The following is a 1,296-nucleotide window of genomic DNA, read 5'->3' on the forward strand; positions in this document are numbered from 1 at the left end:
CAAATATTCATTAAATATATTTTAATGGATAGGTCGTGCCGTATTTATTGTTATCACTTTTTTGATAAATACGGCACTTACCCACTGAGCGTATTATGATGACCAAGGAGATGATGATATGTATCCTTACATTCTCGAGGCTGAAGGCATCAGTAAGCAATTCCCTGGTGTCAAGGCATTGAATAAAGTGGGCATTAAAATAAAAGCAGGAAGTGTCCATGCATTAATGGGCGAGAATGGTGCAGGAAAATCGACCCTGATGAAATGTTTGATAGGAATATATCATCCTGATGAAGGTTTAATAAAAGTAAAGGGCGAAACGGTTAACTTCAGTGATACATTAGATGCACTCCATGCTGGTATCGCAATGATTCATCAAGAGCTAAATTTAGTCCCGCATATGACGGTGGCAGAAAATATTTGGTTGGGGCGAGAGCCCGTTCATTATGGTTTTGTTAACCACGATTTGCTCAACAGTAAAACCGAGGATTTATTAAAGCATTTAAATATAAAATTGAAACCAGATATGCTGGTTGGTGAATTGAATATTGCCAGCCAACAAATGGTAGAGATTGCTAAGGCTGTTTCTTATGATGCAGATGTTTTAATAATGGATGAACCGACATCAGCGCTGACCGAAGGTGAGGTTTTTCATCTGTTTGCGATTATTACTGAGTTAAAAGAGCAAGGAAAAGGCATTATCTATATCAGCCATAAAATGGATGAAATATTCGAAATTACTGATGAGGTCAGTGTTTTCCGCGATGGTATGTTTGTTGCCACAGATAAAACGGAAAACCTGACAAAACAGTCATTAATCACCATGATGGTTGGTCGCGAACTTACTCATATGTTCCCAAAATTTAATAATAATATTGGTGAAGAAGTTTTACGAGTTAATGAGTTACGGCGAGATGGGCTATTTCGCAATATCTCATTTTCCGTAAAACGAGGCGAGATATTAGGTGTTGCTGGTTTGGTTGGCGCAGGTCGTAGTGAGGTTATGGAAAGCTTATTTGGTATGTACCCTGCGGACAGTGGTGAAATTTTTATCGAGGGTCTGCCAGTCAATATCGACTCCCCGTCAAAGGCTATTGAACAAGGATTGGCTTTTCTTACCGAAGACCGAAAGAAGTCAGGGTTATTCTTAGTCTTGTCTGTGGTTGAGAATATGAGCATCGTAAATCTTTCTGAGTACATTAATACAAAAGGTTTTGTCAGTCATGGACAAATGGCTAAAGACTGCATGGAGCAGATTAAAAAATTAAACATCAAAACACCTACGATGGATCAAAT

General features: G+C 38.5%; 1 protein-coding gene. It reads left to right on the plus strand.

Annotation, left to right across the window (positions count from 1 at the left end):
- Nucleotides 1-118: 118 nt before the first annotated feature.
- Nucleotides 119-1,296 (plus strand): sugar ABC transporter ATP-binding protein (locus V1952_RS21875; protein WP_420075553.1); only part of this gene is annotated, 1,178 nt, incomplete at its 3' end.

This window comes from Yersinia sp. 2542 StPb PI (assembly GCF_048593855.1).
Lineage (GTDB): Bacteria > Pseudomonadota > Gammaproteobacteria > Enterobacterales > Enterobacteriaceae > Yersinia > Yersinia enterocolitica_E.